General features: G+C 72.0%; 17 protein-coding genes. 6 read left to right on the top strand and 11 right to left on the bottom strand.

Annotated features, from left to right (window positions below):
* Positions 1-100: 100 nt before the first annotated feature.
* Positions 101-835, bottom strand: a complete 735-nt coding sequence (locus tag OG455_RS23120) for a UbiX family flavin prenyltransferase (RefSeq protein ID WP_266296655.1) — start codon at positions 833-835, stop codon at positions 101-103.
* Between the two features lie 40 nt (positions 836-875).
* On the opposite strand from OG455_RS23120, the gene OG455_RS23115 reads away from it, so the two are divergent.
* The 3 genes from OG455_RS23115 to OG455_RS23105 all read left to right on the top strand — a co-directional run bounded on the left by OG455_RS23115 (position 876) and on the right by OG455_RS23105 (position 2,921).
* A complete protein-coding gene (locus tag OG455_RS23115) occupies positions 876-1,622 on the top strand; it encodes a cyclase family protein (protein WP_266296653.1) in 747 nt (248 codons plus the stop codon).
* Positions 1,623-1,642: 20 nt separating this feature from the next.
* On the top strand, positions 1,643-2,074 hold the full coding sequence (locus tag OG455_RS23110) for a PH domain-containing protein (protein ID WP_266296651.1): 432 nt from the start codon (positions 1,643-1,645) through the stop codon (positions 2,072-2,074).
* 136 nt (positions 2,075-2,210) lie between these two features.
* Entirely contained in the window at positions 2,211-2,921 is a 711-nt protein-coding gene (locus tag OG455_RS23105; protein ID WP_266296649.1) for an MOSC domain-containing protein, read from the top strand.
* 74 nt (positions 2,922-2,995) lie between these two features.
* Here the strand turns inward: OG455_RS23105 and OG455_RS23100 are convergent, their stop codons facing one another.
* The 3 genes from OG455_RS23100 to OG455_RS23090 all read right to left on the bottom strand — a co-directional run bounded on the left by OG455_RS23100 (position 2,996) and on the right by OG455_RS23090 (position 5,875).
* Positions 2,996-3,364 carry a VOC family protein gene (locus OG455_RS23100; protein WP_266296647.1) on the bottom strand — a complete coding sequence of 123 codons (369 nt, stop codon included), beginning with the start codon at positions 3,362-3,364 and terminating at the stop codon, positions 2,996-2,998.
* A gap of 71 nt (positions 3,365-3,435) precedes the next feature.
* Positions 3,436-4,347, bottom strand: coding sequence for a menaquinone biosynthesis prenyltransferase MqnP (mqnP, locus tag OG455_RS23095; protein ID WP_266296645.1), 912 nt, complete (start codon positions 4,345-4,347; stop codon positions 3,436-3,438).
* 70 nt (positions 4,348-4,417) lie between these two features.
* Positions 4,418-5,875 (bottom strand): menaquinone biosynthesis decarboxylase, encoded by a 1,458-nt coding sequence (locus OG455_RS23090; RefSeq protein WP_266296643.1) that lies wholly within the window; start codon positions 5,873-5,875, stop codon positions 4,418-4,420.
* Positions 5,876-5,983: 108 nt separating this feature from the next.
* On the opposite strand from OG455_RS23090, the gene OG455_RS23085 reads away from it, so the two are divergent.
* The 3 genes from OG455_RS23085 (at position 5,984) to OG455_RS23075 (ending at position 8,676) form a co-directional block, all read left to right on the top strand.
* Positions 5,984-6,313: a PLD nuclease N-terminal domain-containing protein gene (locus OG455_RS23085; protein WP_266296641.1), complete on the top strand. Its 330-nt coding sequence runs from the start codon at positions 5,984-5,986 to the stop codon at positions 6,311-6,313.
* Positions 6,314-6,805: 492 nt separating this feature from the next.
* Entirely contained in the window at positions 6,806-8,392 is a 1,587-nt protein-coding gene (locus tag OG455_RS23080; RefSeq protein WP_266296639.1) for an acyl-CoA carboxylase subunit beta, read from the top strand.
* Positions 8,393-8,454: 62 nt separating this feature from the next.
* Positions 8,455-8,676, top strand: a complete 222-nt coding sequence (locus tag OG455_RS23075; RefSeq protein ID WP_266296637.1) for an acyl-CoA carboxylase epsilon subunit — start codon at positions 8,455-8,457, stop codon at positions 8,674-8,676.
* A gap of 244 nt (positions 8,677-8,920) precedes the next feature.
* Here OG455_RS23075 and OG455_RS23070 read toward each other — a convergent pair whose 3' ends face one another.
* From OG455_RS23070 to hemL, 7 genes are all read right to left on the bottom strand, one after another.
* Positions 8,921-9,325: a hypothetical protein gene (locus OG455_RS23070; protein WP_266296635.1), complete on the bottom strand. Its 405-nt coding sequence runs from the start codon at positions 9,323-9,325 to the stop codon at positions 8,921-8,923.
* Between the two features lie 192 nt (positions 9,326-9,517).
* Entirely contained in the window at positions 9,518-10,672 is a 1,155-nt protein-coding gene (gene ccsB, locus OG455_RS23065; protein ID WP_266296633.1) for a c-type cytochrome biogenesis protein CcsB, read from the bottom strand.
* Positions 10,669-12,495, bottom strand: coding sequence for a cytochrome c biogenesis protein ResB (locus OG455_RS23060; RefSeq protein WP_266296631.1), 1,827 nt, complete (start codon positions 12,493-12,495; stop codon positions 10,669-10,671). Before OG455_RS23060 ends, ccsB begins: the two co-directional genes overlap by 4 nt.
* A gap of 2 nt (positions 12,496-12,497) precedes the next feature.
* Positions 12,498-13,289, bottom strand: coding sequence for a cytochrome c biogenesis CcdA family protein (locus OG455_RS23055; protein ID WP_266296629.1), 792 nt, complete (start codon positions 13,287-13,289; stop codon positions 12,498-12,500).
* Positions 13,286-13,882: a TlpA disulfide reductase family protein gene (locus OG455_RS23050; RefSeq protein WP_266296627.1), complete on the bottom strand. Its 597-nt coding sequence runs from the start codon at positions 13,880-13,882 to the stop codon at positions 13,286-13,288. The genes OG455_RS23055 and OG455_RS23050 overlap by 4 nt, the downstream gene beginning before the upstream one ends.
* A 142-nt stretch (positions 13,883-14,024) precedes the next feature.
* Positions 14,025-14,726: a histidine phosphatase family protein gene (locus OG455_RS23045; RefSeq protein ID WP_266296625.1), complete on the bottom strand. Its 702-nt coding sequence runs from the start codon at positions 14,724-14,726 to the stop codon at positions 14,025-14,027.
* Positions 14,723-16,057 (bottom strand): glutamate-1-semialdehyde 2,1-aminomutase, encoded by a 1,335-nt coding sequence (hemL, locus tag OG455_RS23040; protein WP_266296623.1) that lies wholly within the window; start codon positions 16,055-16,057, stop codon positions 14,723-14,725. The genes OG455_RS23045 and hemL overlap by 4 nt, the downstream gene beginning before the upstream one ends.
* Between the last annotated feature and the right edge of the window lie 358 nt (positions 16,058-16,415).

The following is a 16,415-nucleotide window of genomic DNA, read 5'->3' as shown; positions in this document are numbered from 1 at the left end:
CAGTTCCAAGGTCACGCTTGCCGCGCAACCCGGAAATCGCAGACGTCAGGTGTCGGCTGCCAGATATCGCAGAGAACATACTCTCCCGGGACGCGCCTTCTTACGCCCCCTGGGCCCCGCGGGCCGCACCCAGCTCGCCCGCCCAGCGGCGGTAGAGCCGGTGCGGCACGCCGACCGCGTCCAGCACCCGGCCCGCGACGAAGTCCACCAGCTCCTGGGCGGTGGAGCCGCCCGCGTAGAAACCGGGCGCGGCCGGCAGCACCACGGCCCCGGCGGCGTCCAGTTCCACCAGGTGACGCAGCGTCACCCCGTCGAGCGGGGTCTCGCGGACGCAGACCACCAGCGGGCGGCGCTCCTTGAGGGTGACGGCGGCGGCGCGCTGGATCAGGTCCTTGCTCAGCCCGAGCGCGATCCCGGCCACCGCCCCAGTGGTGGCCGGCACCACCAGCATGCCCTTGGCCGGGTAGGAGCCGCTGGAGGGGCCGGCCGCGAAGTCACCGGCCGTCCAGTAGCGCACGCCGTCCAGGCCGTCGTTGCCCGCGCCGTCGTTTCCAGTGTCGTCGTCGCCCGCGCCGTCGCCGGCCGGGCCGTCGCCTGGCAGCCCTTGCTCGCCGCCCAGCCAGGCGGCCAGGTCGGCGCGCCAGTGGGCGTCCCGGAAGGAGATCCCCGTCTCGTCCAGGATGGTCAGCCGGGCGGCCCTGCTGACCACCAGGTCCACCGCCTCGCCGGCCGCCAGCAGGGCCCGGAGCACCGAGGCCGCGTACGGCGTGCCGGACGCACCGGTGACCCCGACCACCCAGGGCCGCCGAACTGTCCGCTGCTGTTCGTTCCGCATACCTCGCACCCTAGGGCGTGGGACGCGGCAGGATGTCGGCATGGCGCCGACCCTGATCGACCTCACCCACCAGGTCACCACCGGCATGCCCGTCTACCCCGGCGACCCGGAGGTGGGGCTGCGCCCCGCGCTGACCACCGACACCGCCGGGGTGAACGTGCTCGCGCTGCACCTGGGCTCGCAGTCCGGCACCCACGTGGACGCGCCGTACCACGTGGACGTCACCTGGCCGACCCTGGACGGGCTGCCGCTGGAGCGCTTCACCGGCCCCGCGGTGGTCGCCGACCTGCGGGCGCTGCCGGCCCGCAGCGCCGTGACGCCCGAGCAGCTGGCGCCCGCGCTGGCCAAGGCCGCGCCGGGCACGGTGCTGCTGCTGGCCACCGGCTGGCCCCGGTTCTGGGGCTCCGAGCGGTACCTGGCCCACCCGTACCTGACCCCGGAGGCGGCCGAGGCCATCGTCGCGGCCGGCGTGCGCACGGTCGGGGTGGACGCGCTGAGCGTGGACCCCACCCCCGACCCGGGCCCGGGCGACCCGGCGGTGGCCGCCCTGCTGGCCGGCCTGAGCGACGAGCACGACGGCGAGCCGGCGGCCGCGCAGCCGCAGCTGGCCGCGCACCGGATCCTGCTGGGCGCCGAGGGCGGCGGCGTGATCGCGGAGAACCTCACCGACCTCACCGCGCTGCTGGAGGCCCAGGCCCGGGAGAAGCCGATCGGCGTGAGCCTCTTCCCGCTGCGGCTGGCGGCCGCCGACGGGGCGCCGGTGCGGGCGGTGGCGCGCGTGGGGTGAGCTGCGGGTACTGTCCGCGGGTGGAGAATCTGACTTTCAGCCCGTCGAGACGCCAGCTCACGATCTACCTGCTGCGCCTGCTCGCCCTGGTCGTCGTGGTCTGCGGCGGCGCGCTGCTGCTCACCGGCAACGGCCCGGCCGCCGCGATCGGCGCGGTCGTGATCTTCGTACCGCTCGGCGCGGGCTTCGCCCGCGGCCGCACCACGCTCAGCCGCGCCGGCATCGAGGTGCGGCGGGCGCTGGGCCCCACGCAGCTGATCGAGTGGTCGCAGGTCAAGGAGATCCGCGAGGAGCAGCGCGGCGGCACCCGGCTGCTGCGGGTCGAGGTGACCGGCGGCCGCGGCTTCCCGCTGCCGGTCCCCACCCACACCGTGCTCGCCCCCAACCCCGGTTTCGCCGCCGAGCGGGACGCCCTGCTCGGCTACCGCAAGGGCCGCGGCAAGCGCCGCTGAGCTCCTGCCCGGGCCCTGGCGAGCGGCGCCCCGGGCCCGTCCGACGGTCCGTCAGGGAGGCCCGTGGGGCGGCTGATCAGCGATGACCCCTATAGGTCTAGACCATCCCTCGCCGCCCCCGATAGGCTGACCGGCCATGGCAGAGATCGTCGGTGTGGTCGAGCGGCTCTGGCGCTATCCCGTGAAGTCCACCGCCGGGGAGCGCCTGTCGGAGGTCGCCGTCGACGATCGCGGCCTGGCCGGTGACCGGCTCTACGCGGTCCGGGACGGCGAGGGCCGGTTCGGCTCGGGCAAGAACACCCGGCGGTTCCGCCGGATGGACGGGCTGCTGCGGCTCGGCTCGCGCCTGGGGCGCCGGCTGGACGGCCCCGAGCTGCTCGATCCGCTCGGCCGCACGGTCGCCGACCCGGACGCCTTCCTCCGCGCCTACCTGCAGCGCGAGGACGTCGGGCTGGCCCGCGAGGACGCCGTCTCGCACTTCGACCAGCTCCCGGTCAGCCTGCTCACCACCGCCACGCTGGACTGGGTCCGCGAGGCCGTGCCGACCGCGCTGGTCGACGAACGACGGTTCCGCCCCAACATCCTGCTCCGCACCCCGCCGGGGACCAGGCCCTTCGTCGAGGACGACTGGCTCGGCCGGGAGGCCGCGCTGAAGTCGGGCGCCCGGCTCCGCTTCGTCCGCTCCAGCGAGCGCTGCGTGATGGCCACCGCGGCGCAGCCGGGGCTGCCGCACGCCCCGGAGATCCTGCGGGTGCTGGCCAAGGAGCACGACAACCGGCTGGACGCGCTGGCCATGGTGAGCGCGCCGGGGCTGCTGCGGGTCGGCGACCGGCTGCGGCTGCTCTGAGCGGCGTACGGCGGGCAGCGGGCCACGGACAGCGGGCGCCGGGCACCCCGGCCCACCGGCCCACCGGCCCGGCGTCAGGCGGGGAGCAGGCAGAACGGGTGCCCGGCCGGGTCGGCGTAGACCACCCAGCCCTCGCCGCGCCGCAGCAGCGCCGCCCCGTGCGCCGTGACCTCGCGCTCGGCGGCGGCCAGGTCCGCCACCTCCACGTCCAGGTGGACCTGCTGCGGGTGCAGCGGATCGGGCCACTGGGGCGGGTGGAAGTCCGCCACCCGCTGGAAGGCGAGGACCGGGCCGCCCGGCGTGTGCAGGGTGGACCAGTCCTCGTCCAGCGACCACTGCGGGTCGGGGCGGTCCACCTCGCCACCGAGCAGCACCGCGTAGAAGCGGGCCAGCGCGGCCGGGTAGTGGCAGTCCAGGACCACGCTCTGCAGGGTGCCGATCATGTGCCGCCTCCAGGTGCTGTCGGGGGTTCCGATCATCCCGCATCGGCACCGGCCGGACACACCGCCCCGGCTCAGCCCAGGCGCAGCCCGCGCAGGATCAGGTCGAGCAGGGCGAGGCCGAAGAGCGAGATGCCGACGAAGCCGTTGGTGGTGAAGAAGGCGCGGTTGAGCCGCGAGATGTCGCCCGGCTTGACGATGCTGTGCTCGTACAGGAAGGCGGCCACCACCACGGCGAGTCCCACGTAGTAGGCCGGGCCGGCGTGGGTGAGGACGCCGTACCAGGCCAGCAGGCCGCTGGTGACCAGGTGGCAGGCGCGCGCGCCGTACAGGGCGCCCGCGATGCCGAACCGGGCCGGGACCGAGCGGACGCTCTCCGCGCGGTCGGTCTCGATGTCCTGGCAGGCGTAGATCAGGTCGAAGCCGCCGATCCAGATGCCGACCGCCAGGCCCAGCACCACGGCCTGCCAGGACCAGCTGCCGGTGACGGCCAGCCAGGCGCCGATCGGGCCCATCGCCTGGGCCAGGCCGAGGATGGCCTGCGGGAAGTCGGTGAACCGCTTGCCGTACGGGTAGACCACCATCGGCACCACGGCGACCGGCGCGAGCACCAGGCAGAGCGTGTTGAGCGAGGCCGCCGAGGCGAGGAAGACCAGCAGCGCGATCGCCGAGCCGGTGTATGCGGTGCGCAGCGAGACCGCGCCGGTGACCAGCTCGCGGCCGGCCGTGCGGGGGTTGCGGGCGTCGAGCTCGCGGTCGATGATCCGGTTCGCCGCCATCGCGAAGGTGCGCAGGCTCACCATGGCGAGGGTGACCACCAGGAGCTGGCCCCAGTGCACCCGCTTGTCGGCCAGGAACATCGCGGTGAGGGTGGCGATGTAGGCGAACGGGAGGGCGAAGACCGAGTGCTCGATCATGACCAGGCGCAGGAAGGCCCTGGCCCTGTTCGGGGGCGGGGCCTCGAACAGGTCGGCGGCGGTGGTCACAGCCCGGGACCAACCCCGCTAGTGCGGGGAGCAGCGCCCCGCCCCTTCGCCCTCATCATGCCTGGAGCCATCACAGCCCGTACTCCTTCCAGCGTGCCGTCACCCGTTCGGCCGTGGCCGGGTCCGAGGTGATCATCTCGGGCCACCCGCCATCGCGGGTGTAGCCCTCCTCCGGGAGCTTACGGGTCGCGTCGATGCCCGCCTTGCCGCCCCAGAACTTCTGGTAGGAGGCGTGGTCGAGGTGGTCCACCGGGCCCTCCACCACGCTCAGGTCGCGGCTGTAGTCGGTGTTGCCCAGCGCCCGCCAGGCGACCTCCTGGTAGTCGTGCACGTCGCAGTCGGCGTCCACCACGATGATCAGCTTGGTCAGCGACATCATGTGCGCGCCCCAGATCGCGTGCATCACCTTCTGGGCGTGCTTGGGGTACTTCTTGTCGATCGAGACGATCACGCAGTTGTGGAAGCCGCCGGCCTCGGGCAGGTCGTAGTCGACGATGTCCGGCACGATCACCTTGAGCAGCGGCAGGAAGAAGCGCTCGGTGAACTTGCCCAGCGGGCCGTCCTCGGTCGGCGGGCGGCCGACCACGATGGACTGCAGCAGCGGGCGCCGACGCATCGTCAGGCAGTCGATGGTGAGCGCCGGGAAGGGCTCCTGCGGGGTGTAGAAGCCGGTGTGGTCGCCGAACGGGCCCTCGGGGAGCAGCTGGTCGGGCTCCAGCCAGCCCTCCAGGACCACCTCGGCGTCGGCCGGGACCTGGAGCGGGACGGTCTTGCAGTCGACCATCTTGACCCGCTCGCCGGCCACGAAGCCCGCGAAGAGGTACTCGTCGATGTCGCCGGGCAGCGGTGCGGTGGCGGCGTAGGTGACCACCGGCGGGCAGCCGAAGGCGATCGCGACCGGCAGCCGCTCGCCGCGCCGGGCGGCCACCGCGGCATGGTTGCGGCTGTCCTTGTGGATCTGCCAGTGCATGCCGATGGTCCGCTTGTCGTGCCGCTGCAGCCGGTAGAGGCCGAGGTTGCGCACCCCGCTGTCCGGGTCCTTGGTGTGGGTGAGCCCCAGGTTGAAGAAGGAGCCGCCGTCCTTGGGCCAGGTGAAGAGCGCGGGCAGCTTCTCCAGGTCGACCTCGTCCCCGGTCAGCACCACCTCCTGCACCGGCGCCTCGCTCGACTTGACCTTGCGCGGCGGCACGTGGGCCATCGAGGCGAGCTTGCCGAAGGCGTCCCGCACGCCGGTGAAGCCCTGCGGCAGCTCCGGCTTGAGCAGGCCGGCGATCTTCTGGGCGATGTCCTCGGGCGACTTGAGGCCGAGCGACTTGGCGAGCCGGCGCTCGGTGCCGAAGACGTTCATCGCCAGCGGCATCTCGGCGCCCTTGACGTTCTCGAAGAGCAGCGCCGGGCCCTTGGCCTTCTGCACCCGGTCGACGATCTCGCCGATCTCCAGGTGGGGGTCGACCTCGACCTTGATGCGCTTGAGGTCGCCTTCTCGTTCGAGGGCCCGCAGGAAGGAGCGGAGATCGTCGTATGCCATGCCTGCCAGTATCGGCTACCCGCTAGCCTGGCCTGGTCAACAGGGCCCGCCGCAGCGCGCTCGGCGCGGGCCCGGCCACCACCCGGTCCGTGGGGGGAGATCGCCGCCGTGCTGGACTTCGTACCATTCCTGGTCGTCCTGGTGCTCTGGATCTGGGCGTTCATCGACTGCCTGACCACGCCGGAGCAGGAGGTCCGCCTGCTGCCCAAGGCCATCTGGCTGCTGCTCATCCTGTTCTTCGGCGAGGTGCTGGTCGGGCCGCTGGTCTGGCTGCTGGCGGGGCGTCGGCGCGGGCTGCCGGTGCTCGGCGCGGCCCGGGTCGGGGCCGGCGCACCCGGGCGGGTGCCGGCGCCGGACGACGATCCCGAGTTCCTGGCCGCGCTGTCGCGGGAGAACGAGCGCCGCCGCCGCGAGGGCCCGGGTGACGGGCCCGCCTGAGCCACCCCACCCGGCCCGGTCCGGCCCATGGCGCCGCGCACGGGCCGGACCCTGGGCTGTGTCCGCCTCGACCCGGTGCTGTACCCACTGATCCGCTATCTTCCTCTTTTGGCGCATCTCTACGACTGACGGTCCGTGGCCGGCGTCGATCACGCACCTCCGAAGACCCCCTGCGGCACCCTGCCGACCCCCCTGCCGACACCCCTTCACACCCACTCTGAGCTGGGAAGTCATTCCACCGGGCCAGGACCGGACGATCTTGGCGTGCACCGGGCAAGGCGGCCCACAAGGGACACCAGGCTCACTACCCCCGGTAGTCACCGGCCGGGTTTTCTGTACAGGCCCGACAGGTAAAGCTCCCGGACCTTGTACGGAATCAACGCCGAAACGGAGCACTCGACCCTCGTAATGTCGTAGGGGAAGCAGGAAATCGCAGCCGGAGGCCACAGCCGACACCGACTGCTCGCTCGCTCATATACCTGGGAGTTCGAGATGACGGTGTTGCAGGAGGCCGCGGCGGGGGATCCCACCGACGCGCGCGGCCGGGTGGCCGAGCTGCACGAACTGCGCGAGCGGGTGCGGCGCGGTCCGAGCGACAAGGCGACCGAGGCGCAGCACGCCAAGGGCAAGCTGACAGCGCGTGAGCGGATCGACCTGCTGCTGGACGAGGGCTCCTTCCACGAGGTGGAGCCGCTGCGCCGGCACCGCGCCCAGGGCTTCGGCCTGGAGGGCAAGAAGCCGCACACCGACGGCGTGATCGTCGGCTGGGGCACCGTGCACGGCCGCACCGTCTTCACCTACGCGCACGACTTCCGGATCTTCGGCGGCGCGCTGGGCGAGGCCCACGCGCAGAAGATCCACAAGATCATGGACATGGCCATCGCGGCCGGTGCCCCGCTGGTCTCGCTCAACGACGGCGCCGGCGCCCGGATCCAGGAGGGCGTCACCGCCCTGGCCGGCTACGGCGGCATCTTCCAGCGCAACACCCGCGCCTCCGGCGTGATCCCGCAGATCTCCGTGATGCTCGGCCCCTGCGCCGGCGGCGCGGCCTACAGCCCCGCGCTGACCGACTTCATCTTCATGGTCCGCGAGACCTCGCAGATGTTCATCACCGGTCCCGACGTGGTCCAGGCGGTCACCGGCGAGCAGATCACCCAGAACGGCCTGGGCGGCGCCGACGTCCACTCCGCCGTCTCCGGCGTCTCGCACTTCGCCTACGACGACGAGCAGTCCTGCATCGAGGAGGTCCGCTTCCTCCTCTCGCTGCTGCCGCAGAACAACCGCGAGATGCCGCCGGCCACGCCGAGCGACGACCCGGTGGACCGGCGCAACGACTCGCTGCTCGACCTGGTGCCCGCCGACGGCAACCGCCCGTACGACATGCGCAAGGTGATCGAGGAGATCGTCGACCACGGCGAGTACCTGGAGATCCACGAGCGCTGGGCGACCAACGTGATCGTCGCGCTGGCCCGGATCGACGGCCACGTGGTGGGCCTGATCGCCAACCAGCCGCAGTCGCTGGCCGGCGTGCTGGACATCAACGCCTCCGAGAAGGCCGCCCGCTTCGTGCAGATGTGCGACGCGTTCAACATCCCGCTGGTCACCCTGCTGGACGTGCCCGGCTTCCTGCCCGGCGTCGACCAGGAGCACGACGGCATCATCCGGCACGGCGCCAAGCTGCTCTACGCCTACTGCAACGCCACCGTGCCGCGGATCCAGCTCATCCTGCGCAAGGCCTACGGCGGCGCCTACATCGTGATGGACTCCCGCTCGATCGGCGCCGACCTCTCCTACGCCTGGCCGACCAACGAGATCGCCGTGATGGGCGCCGAGGGCGCGGCCAACGTGATCTTCCGCCGCGACATCAACGGGGCCGAGGACCCGGACGCGATGCGCGCGCAGAAGATCAAGGAGTACAAGAGCGAGCTGATGCACCCGTACTACGCGGCCGAGCGCGGCCTGGTGGACGACGTCATCGACCCCGCCGAGACCCGCTCGGTGCTCGCCTCGGCGCTGACCATGCTCCGCACCAAGCACGCCGACCTGCCCTCCCGCAAGCACGGCAACCCGCCGATGTAGCGGCTGCGCGCAGCCGTCCGACCATTCGCCGTCCGCAGCTTCCGGGGGAGAGAAACCCGATCATGACCGCGTCCATCGCGTCCACCGAACCGCTCGTCCGCGTCACCCGCGGCGCCCTCTCCGACGAGGAGCTGGCCGCCCTCACCGCCGTCCTGCTGGCCCGCGCCGCGGCCGGCCAGCAGGCCGCCGCGGCCCTGCCGGCCATCGAGCCGATCGCCCGCTGGACGCGCTCCGAGCGCCGCCCCGCGTACTACTCGCCGGTCAGCTGGCAGTGGGCCGCGTAACCGGGCGCCACGGGGCCCGGCGGGCCCTTCGCTGACCGCGGGCCCGCGTGTGCGATCCCGCGCCGCGGGATCGCACGCCGGCCCTGCCGGACAGCCGCAGCGCGGCTCGGGCGGACGGGCGGACGGGCGGACGGGCGGACGGGCGGACGGGCGGACGGGCGGACGGGAATCGACCGGACGGGCGCGGGGACCGGACGGCTTCAGCGGCTTGAGCGAGCCAGGCGACTTCGACGGCTCAGGCGGCTCAGGCGGCGACCAGCGCGCTGGAGCGCCCGGCGTGCATCAGGTCCAGGTGCTCGGCCAGCAGTTGCGGGTCCTGGGCCAGCCAGAGCCGCAGCGCGGCCCCGAGCATCGCGCAGCCCGAGCCCAGCCGCACCCCGGTGGCCAGCGCCACCTGGTCGGCGGCGGGCACCAGGAGGTCGGCCAGCGGCGTCGGCAGCCAGACGGTCAGCGCGCACGGGGCGGGATCGGCGAGCGCGGCCAGCAGCCGGTAGGCGCGTGCGGTGCCCTGCAGCGTGGGCAGCACGTCGAGCAGCCCGTCGGCCACCACCTCGGAGAGGTCGCTGCGGTGCCCCTGGGCGAGGCGGCGCAGCAGCGCGCGCTCGGCGACGGTGATACGGACCGTCAGCATGAGCTCTTCGCTCTCCATGTCCGACCTCCTCGCCTTCGGCACCGCGCAATTGGTACCGGTACGTCCTACTCTGTCACAGCCGATCGGCTGTTCTGATTCCTGCCCACCGGAGCGGGCGTGACACCCCGTCAGAACGTGATCCGGCCGACGTCGCATCGGCTTTGCCACCCTCGCGGCGGCGCCGGCCCGCTCGGGCCGGTGCCGCTCGGGTCACCCCACGCCGGCGTAGGAGTGCTTACCGGTGATGAAGATGTTGACGCCGTAGTAGTTGAAGATGAAGCAGGCGAAGGCCAGCAGCGCCAGGTAGCCCGCCTTGCGGCCTCGCCAGCCCGCGGTGGCCCGGGCGTGCAGGTAGCAGGCGTAGACCACCCAGGTGATGAAGGACCAGGTCTCCTTCGGGTCCCACTCCCAGTACTTGCCCCAGGCCGACTCCGCCCAGATCGCGCCCGCGATGATGGTGAAGGTCCACAGCGGGAAGACCAGGGCGTTGATCCGGTAGGAGAGCTTGTCCAGGGTCGCGGTGGCGGGCAGCCGTTCCCAGATCGAGGCCGGGGTCTTGAACGGGCCGCCGGCCAGGCCGGCCGCGCGGCGCTTGTCGAAGGACTCGCGGCCCAGGTAGAGCGCCGTGGAGGCGAAGGCCGCGTAGAAGGCGCCACCGCAGATGATCGCGGTGGTGACGTGGATGCCCAGCCAGTACGAGTGCAGCGCCGGGACCAGTTGCTCGTCGGCGGTGTAGAGCACGGTGGTGGCCAGGCCCAGGTTGAGCGTGACGGCGACCACCGCCGGCAGGCCCATCCAGCGCACCGGCTTGCCGAGCACCAGCAGCAGCAGGTAGGTGCCGATCATGGTGACGCCGAAGGCGCAGGAGAACTCGTACATGTTCCCCCACGGGAACCGCATCACCGACAGGCCGCGGAAGAGCACGCCGGCGAAGTTGCACAGGAACCCGAGCACGGTGAGCGAGATCGCGATCCGGCCGGCCAGGTCGCCCTTCTCGCTGCCGCCGGCCGCACCCGGACCGTCGGCCTCCTGCTCGTCGCCACGCCCGCTGGTGACCACCGCCTTGCCCTCGCCTGCCAGCGCGGTGCGGGTCAGCGTGGTGGTGCCGCCGCCGGAGGTGGCGACCGTGACGGTCACCTTCTTCGCCGCGCGGGCCGCCTCGGCCTGCCCGGCCGCGGTGGTCGCGGCAGCCGCCTCGGCGAGCGAGGCCTGCGCGACCGAGCGCCGGGCGACGCCGCCCTTGCTGCCGAAGGTCCACTCGAACATGTGGGCGAACATGGCCAGCGCGTAGACGAACATGGCCGAGTAGATCAATTTGTCGGACAGGCCCGACAGCTGGGTATTGACCCCGATGGCGAGGTTCACCGGTCTACTCCCTTGGTTTCCTGGGCGGCGGGGGTGGCGTCTGCTGGTGTGTCAGGTGGCGCGGCGGCTGACGGCTCCTCGGCCGCGGACGGCTCGTCGAGGTCGGGCTCGTCGAGGTCGGGCCCCTCGGAGTCGCGTTCGTCGGGGTCGCGTTCGTCGGAGTCGGGCTCGTCGTCCAGGGCCGGTGCGTCGTCCTGCAGCTCGACCGCCAACTCCGCCAGTTCCTCGGCGATCTTCGCCGACTCGCTGCGCGACAGGCCCGCCAGCTCGACCAGGGTGCGACCGCCCGGCGCGGCGACCGCGCGGACCCAGATGCGGCGCCGCTGCACCTGCAGCGAGCCGATCAGGCCCACGATCGCCAGCACCGCGCCCGCGAGCGCGATCGAGTTGCCCGGGCGGTGCGAGACGCTGAAGCTGGCCCACTGCTTGTAGCCGTCGAAGGTGATCGAGCCGTAGCCGTCGGGCAGTTCCCAACCCTGGCCGGGCGTCATCTTCTTCGCGGCGGGCTGCCCGTCCTGCTGCAGCTGCGTCAGGTGGCTCAGGTCCAGCTGGTAGACGTTCTGCGGGGTGCCGGAGTCGGTGCCCAGGTCGCCCTCGTAGGCGTTGAGCACCAGCGCCGGGTTGGCGTCGCCCGGGAAGAGCGAGCGCGGGCCCATGGTCGGGTCGAAGTTGTCCGGCGCGGTCGGCAGGAAGAAGCCGGAGAAGCCGAGCTGGACCTTCTTGCCGTCCTTCTGCCCGTAGTCGCTGACCTTGACCACGCCGGTCGAGGTCAGGTTGGCGTCCTGCGGCAGGAAGGGCACCGCGTCATGGAAGACCACCTTGCCGGTGGCGTCCTTGACCGTGATCACCGGGGCGTAGCCGTGGCCGATCAGGAAGACCTTGCTGCCGCCGATCTCCAGCGGGTGGTTGACCTGGATGTCGCCGGCCTTGAGCTTGGTCGGGTCGGAGCCCTGCCAGTAGTGGACGTTGGCCGCGAAGGTGCGGGGCTGGCCCATCTGGTCGCCGGTCAGCTGGTAGGTCGCGGTGAAGTCGTCCAGGTGGAAGCCGAACGGGTCCAGGTCGTCGGGACCGTAGAAGGCCGACCCGGAGAAGTCGTCCATCTGGGTCAGCGTGTTGGTGTAGCCGTCACCTTGGACCACCAGCTTGCCGCCGGTGCCGCTGGCCAGGCTCGCCCAGGCGAAGCCCGCCAGCAGGGCGAAGAGCGAGAGGTGGAAGAGCAGGTTGCCGACCTCGCGCAGGTAGCCCTTCTCGGCCGCCACCGCGCCGCCGCTGGTGTGCGCCCGGAACCGCCGCCCGCGCAGCAGCCGCTGGGCCGCGGCCGCGGCCGCCGCGGGATCGACGTCGGTGTGCCAGGCCGCGTAGACCGGCATCCGGGTCAGGTTGGCGGGCGCGGCCGGCGGCTTGGCCCGCAGCACCCCGACGAACTGCCAGGTGCGCGGGATGATGCAGCCCGCCAGCGAGGCGAAGAGCAGGATGTAGATCGCCGAGAACCAGACCGAGCTGTAGACGTTGAACAGCTGCAGCTTCTGGTAGATCGGGGTCAGGTCCTTGTGCGCCTGCTGCCAGGTCTGCACCTGGAAGGCGTTCTCGCCGGTCTGCGGGATCAGCGAGCCCGGGATCGCGGCGAGCGAGAGCAGGAAGAGCAGGATCAGCGCGACCCGCATCGAGGTCAGCTGCCGCCAGGTCCAGCGCAGCCAGCCGAGCACCCCTATCCCGGTGGGCGCGTCGGATTCGACCGGAGCGGTGGTGAGCCGCGCGGCGGACGCCTCGTCGGCCGGTGGCTGCTCACCGGCGGCGGGCGCCTTGAGGTCGGTGTCACTCACGGTCAGAATCCGATCGAGGAGTTGCTGAAGGCGTACTGGAGCTGGTTGGTCAGGTAGTCCCAGCCGCCGGTGACCAGCAGGATCCCGACGACCACCAGCAGGCCGCCGCCGATCCGCATGACCCATTGGTAGTGCCTCTTGATGAAACCGAAGGCCCCCAGCGCCCGGCGGAAGGCCAGGGCGGCCAGCACGAACGGTACGCCCAGCCCGAAGCAGTAGACGGTCATCAGGAACGCGCCGCGCCCGGCACTCGCCTGGTTCCACGCCAGGCCCTGCAGCGAGGTCAGGGTCGGTCCCAGGCACGGCGTCCAACCGATCCCGAAGACCAGCCCGAGCATCGGGGCGCCGAGCAGTCCGACCACCGGGCGGTGGTGCGAGCGGAACTCACGGGTGCTGAAGCCGGGCAGCACGCCCATGAAGGACAGGCCCATCAGCACGGTCAGCACACCGAGCACCCGGTTGATGACGACGGTGTGGTCCTTCAGGTCCTGCCCGAAGTAGCCGAAGAGCGCCCCGCCGGAGACGAAGACGACCGAGAACCCGAGGACGAAGAGCACCGCCCCGGCCAGCATCCGCCCGCGGCGCCGGCCCTGGGCGTCCGCCAGGTCGGCGGCCGAGAAGCCGGTCACGTAGGAGAGGTAGCCCGGCACCAGGGGCAGCACGCAGGGCGAGAAGAAGGAGACCAGGCCCGCGGCCACCGCGATCGGCGCGGCCAGCAGCAGCGGCCCGGTGGAGACGGTCGCGTTGGGTTCCGCGACGGCGAGGAGCGCCCCGCTCACGAGTGCTGCGCTCACGAGTGCTCCGCCAGCAGCGGCGCGAGCATGGCGTCGAGGTCGTAGATCGACATCGCCTTCATCGCCCGGGCGGCCAGCCGGCCCTGCCGGTCGACCACCATGGTGGTCGGGATCGCCTGCGGGTTGAGGCTGCCCTTGGGGAACTTCAGGATCTGGGTGCCGTCCGGGTCGTAGATGCTCGGGTAGGTGATGCCCTGGTTGACCTCGAACTGGTGGGCGTTGGTCGGGTCGGTGTCCCGGGTGTTGATGCCGAGGAACTGGACGCCCTGGTCCTTGTACTTCTCGTAGGACTGCTCCAGGCCCTTGGCCTCGTCGCGGCAGGGCGAGCACCAGGAGCCCCAGATGTTGACCACCACGATCTTGCCCGCGTAGTCGGAGAGCTTGACCTGCTGCCCCTCCAGGTCCTTGCCCGCGATCGCCGGGGCCGCCTTGCGCGCGGCGAGCGGCACCGTGTCCACGCCACCGGTGCCGGAGACGAAGCCGGCCTGGGCGTCGCCGCTGCCGCCCGATCCCGTCGAGCATCCGGCGAGGGCGAGGACTGCTGCCGCGGCGGTGAGCAGCGCGGCCAGGCGGAAGCGGGGCGTAGCAGACATGTGAAAAGTTTCGCATGGCAGTTCAGAGGCTTTGAGGGGGGTCGGCAGTTACGTGTCGACCCCCCACTGAACTGGCGTTGTAAAGATCCTTTAAACGCCGAATGAGAGCCGGAAAACCAAGCCCCTCAATTACCGGCCGGTCCTAGGCCCCGAAGCTTTTGGCGACCGGCTTGTCGCCCTTCTTGCCCTGGCCCGTCAGGTGCGCCGGCAGCAGGTCCCTGGCCGGCTCGCGGTAGCCGACCGAGACCAGCCGGTCGCCCTCGTAGGTGAAGCTGGTCACCGAGGCCAGCGAGCACTGCCGCTTGCGCGGGTCGTGCCAGAGCCGGCGCTTCTCGGCGAACGAGCGGGCCGTCCAGACCGGCAGCTGGTGGCTGACCGCGACCGCCTCGTGCCCGCGCGCCGCGTCCCGGGCGGCGGCCAGCGCGCCCATCATCCGCACCGCGACCTCGACGTACGGCTCGCCCCAGGACGGGCGGAAGGGGTTGGTCAGGTGCCTCCAGTAGCGGGGGTTGCGCAGCGAGCCGTCGCCCACGCCGAAGGTCTTGCCCTCGAAGACGTTCGTGGACTCGATCAGCCGCTCGTCCACCGCGACCTTCAGGCCGTGCGACTCGGCGGTCGGCTCGGCGGTCTCCTGGGCCCGCTCCAGCGGGGAGGCGACCACGTAGGTGATGTCGCGGTCGGCCAGGTGCTCGGCGACCCGGTCGGCCATCCGCCGGCCCAGTTCGGAGAGGTGGTAGTCGGGCAGGCGCCCGTAGAGCACGCCCTCCGGGTTGTGCACCTCGCCGTGCCGGACCAGGTGGACGACGGTGATCTCGGGGCCCGTCCCCGGCGTGTCGGTGGTCATCGGAGTTCCTCGGTGGGCTTGGCCAGCGCGGCGGCGCGGGCGGCGGCGGGCAGCGCGGCGGCGATCCGCTCCAGCGCGCGCTCGTCGTGGGCGGCGGAGACGAACCAGGACTCGAAGGCGGACGGCGGCAGGTAGACCCCGTCGGCCAGCAGGCTGTGGAAGAAGTCGGTGAAGCGGAAGGCCTCCTGCCGCTTGGCCGAGGCGTAGTCGGTGACCGGCTCGTCGGTGAAGAAGACCGAGAACATGGTGCCCGCCTTCTGCAGCCGGTGCGCCACGCCCTCCTTGGTGAGCGCCTCGGTGACCAGCGAGGAGACCGTCTCGGCGACCTTGCCGACGGTCGCGTAGACCTCGTCGGTGCAGGCCCGCAGCTGGGCCAGGCCGGCGGCGGTGGCGATCGGGTTCCCGGAGAGGGTGCCCGCCTGGTAGACCGGGCCGGCCGGCGCGAGGTGGGCCATCACATCGGCCCGTCCGCCGAAGGCCGCGGCCGGGAAGCCGCCGCCCATCACCTTGCCGAAGGTGAGCAGGTCCGGCGCCCAGCCCTCGTGCGCCGCCTCCAGGCCGTACCAGCCGGCCTTGGAGACGCGGAAGCCGGTCATCACCTCGTCGGAGACGAAGAGCGCGCCGTTCTCCTCGCAGAGCCTGGCCAGGCCCGCGTTGAAGCCGGGCAGCGGCGGCACCACACCCATGTTGCCCGGGGCCGCCTCGGTGATCACGCAGGCGATCTCGCCGCTGTGCAGCGCGAAGGCCTCCTCGACCGCCGCCAGGTCGTTGTACGGCAGCACGATCGTGTCGCCGGCCTGAGCCCCCGTCACCCCGGGCGTGTCCGGCAGCGCGAAGGTGGCCACCCCGGAGCCGGCCGCGGCCAGCAGCGCGTCCACGTGGCCGTGGTAGCAGCCGGCGAACTTGATCACCTTGGCCCGGCCGGTGAAGCCCCGGGCCAGCCGGATCGCGGACATGGTGGCCTCGGTGCCGGAGGAGACCAGCCGGACCTGCTCGACCGGAGCGACCCGCGCGACGATCTCCTCGGCCAGCTCCACCTCGCCCTGACCGGGGGTGCCGAAGGAGGTGCCGCGACCGACCGCCTCCCGGACCGCGTCCAGCACGGCCGGGTACGCGTGGCCGAGGATCATCGGCCCCCAGGAGCAGACCAGGTCGACGTACTCGCGGCCGTCGGCGTCGGTCAGGTAGGGGCCGGTGCCGGAGACCATGAAGCGCGGGGTGCCGCCGACCGCGCGGAAGGCGCGCACCGGGGAGTTGACCCCGCCGGGGGTGACGACCGAGGCTCGTTCGAAGAGCGACTGGGACTGGGGTGCTTCATAGGGGTAGCTCACAAGAGCACATCCTCTCAAACGGCTCAAACGGCTCCGCTCTCAAATCGTGTCCTTTACCTCTGCATGTCGGACCCGATCATCTGGAACGATGATCCGTGTGCGGCTACGGGTCCGTTCATCCCGCACACTGGAGAGCGCGCGGTCCCGCGCCCCGGTGGGGGACGGGCCCGAGGTGACGCGATGCGGTCGAGCATGGCCGAATGCGGCGCACACTCGACGCGCAAATGGTGACAAAACGGCAAAACAGGACATCCGGCGGGACACCGGATGTCCGGGGGTCTGTCGATTCCGGCGAATTCCGGTGAGGATGGTCCGAGTGTCCGAGGAGCAGGACGGCTTCGAGGAGGCCACGGGGGCC

Origin of the sequence: Kitasatospora sp. NBC_01287, from assembly GCF_026340565.1 — a bacterium.
Classification (GTDB): Bacteria; Actinomycetota; Actinomycetes; order Streptomycetales; family Streptomycetaceae; genus Kitasatospora.
The sequence above is the reverse complement of the archived record's forward strand: the minus strand, read 5'-3'. Positions and strand labels throughout refer to the sequence as shown.

What these genes read in the sequence shown, in the direction of transcription:
- OG455_RS23080 (WP_266296639.1), top strand. Translation starts at nt 6,806, where the DNA reads ATGACGGTGTTGCAGGAGGCCGCGGCGGGGGATCCCACCGACGCGCGC.
- OG455_RS23050 (WP_266296627.1), bottom strand. Translation starts at nt 13,882, where the DNA reads ATGTCTGCTACGCCCCGCTTCCGCCTGGCCGCGCTGCTCACCGCCGCG.
- OG455_RS23045 (WP_266296625.1), bottom strand. Translation starts at nt 14,726, where the DNA reads ATGACCACCGACACGCCGGGGACGGGCCCCGAGATCACCGTCGTCCAC.
- OG455_RS23100 (WP_266296647.1), bottom strand. Translation starts at nt 3,364, where the DNA reads ATGATCGGCACCCTGCAGAGCGTGGTCCTGGACTGCCACTACCCGGCC.
- OG455_RS23075 (WP_266296637.1), top strand. Translation starts at nt 8,455, where the DNA reads ATGACCGCGTCCATCGCGTCCACCGAACCGCTCGTCCGCGTCACCCGC.
- OG455_RS23090 (WP_266296643.1), bottom strand. Translation starts at nt 5,875, where the DNA reads ATGGCATACGACGATCTCCGCTCCTTCCTGCGGGCCCTCGAACGAGAA.
- OG455_RS23105 (WP_266296649.1), top strand. Translation starts at nt 2,211, where the DNA reads ATGGCAGAGATCGTCGGTGTGGTCGAGCGGCTCTGGCGCTATCCCGTG.
- OG455_RS23115 (WP_266296653.1), top strand. Translation starts at nt 876, where the DNA reads ATGGCGCCGACCCTGATCGACCTCACCCACCAGGTCACCACCGGCATG.
- OG455_RS23120 (WP_266296655.1), bottom strand. Translation starts at nt 835, where the DNA reads ATGCGGAACGAACAGCAGCGGACAGTTCGGCGGCCCTGGGTGGTCGGG.
- OG455_RS23070 (WP_266296635.1), bottom strand. Translation starts at nt 9,325, where the DNA reads ATGGAGAGCGAAGAGCTCATGCTGACGGTCCGTATCACCGTCGCCGAG.